The sequence below is a fragment of the Frankia sp. CcWB2 genome (genome assembly GCF_977927585.1).
The window spans coordinates 86,914-88,135 of record NZ_CDWRCM010000001.1; the positions used below are offsets into that span (position 1 = coordinate 86,914).

The 1,222-nt window shown below is 71.5% G+C and carries 2 protein-coding genes; both read left to right on the forward strand.

Annotated features, from left to right (window positions below; genetic code table 11):
* Window positions 1–169: large ribosomal subunit protein uL22 (locus ACY45C_RS00465; RefSeq protein WP_462185745.1), on the forward strand; the 169-nt coding region annotated here is incomplete at its 5' end.
* Window positions 169–1,104, forward strand: coding sequence for a 30S ribosomal protein S3 (rpsC, locus tag ACY45C_RS00470; RefSeq protein WP_462185693.1), 936 nt, complete (start codon window positions 169–171; stop codon window positions 1,102–1,104). The genes ACY45C_RS00465 and rpsC, both read left to right, overlap by 1 nt.
* Window positions 1,105–1,222: the final 118 nt, after the last annotated feature.

Genomic DNA, 1,222 nt, shown 5'->3' on the forward strand with positions numbered 1-1,222 from the left:
GGACGAGGGGCCGACGCTCAAGCGCATCCGGCCCCGCGCCCAGGGCCGGGTCTATCGGATCCGCAAGCGCACCAGCCACATCACCGTCGTGGTGGAGAGCCGGGAGCCGGTCTCCGCGGCCGGCCGGGGCGCCAAGACGACCGCGAAGACGACAAGGAGGGCCCGGTAGTGGGGCAGAAGGTCAACCCGCACGGGTTCCGGCTTGGTATCACCTCGGAGTTCACCTCTCGCTGGTACGCCGACAAGCAGTACAAGGCGTACGTCGGCGAGGACGTGAAGATCCGTAAGATGATGTCGCGGGGCATGGAGCGGGCCGGCATCAGCCGGGTCGACATCGAGCGGACCCAGGGGCGGCTGCGGGTGGACATCCACACCGCGCGCCCAGGCATCGTCATCGGTCGCCGTGGCGCCGAGGCCGACCGTATCCGTGGCGACCTGGAGAAGCTCACCGGCAAGCAGGTGCAGCTCAACATCCTCGAGGTGAAGAACCCCGAGGTCGACGCCCAGCTCGTCGCCCAGGGGGTGGCTGAGCAGCTCTCCAGCCGGGTCAGCTTCCGCCGGGCGATGCGCAAGGCCATGCAGACCGCGATGAAGGGCGGCGCGAAGGGGATCCGGGTGCAGTGCTCGGGTCGTCTCGGTGGCGCCGAGATGAGCCGGTCGGAGTTCTACCGCGAGGGTCGGGTGCCGTTGCACACCCTTCGCGCGGACATCGACTACGGCTTCTATGAGGCTCGGACGAACTTCGGCCGCATCGGCGTGAAGGTCTGGATCTACAAGGGCGACGTCGTCCAGAGCCGGGCCGAGCGTGAGGCGCAGGAGGCGCTGCAGCGCCAGACCCGCCGGGAGCGCCCGCGCCGCGGGCCGCGTTCCGGCTCGTCCGGCACGACCCAGGGCGGGACCGAAGCGGGCCGGGCGGCGGCCCGCAGCGAGCGCCGGGGCCGTGGTGGTGGCGGCGGGAACGCCCCGGCTGAGACTCCGGCGGGCGAGGCCGCGGCGGCCGAGTCGACGGCACCTGTCGCGGAGTCCGCCACCGCGGCGCCGAGTACGCCGGCCGCGACGCCTGAGGCGGCCGTGGCGAACACTCCGGAGAAGGCGGAGGAATAGACATGCTGATTCCCCGGAAGGTCGCGCACCGCAAGCAGCACCACCCCGGGCGGACCGGTGCCGCCAAGGGCGGAACCCGGGTCACGTTCGGTGAGTACGGGATTCAGGCCCTGGAGTC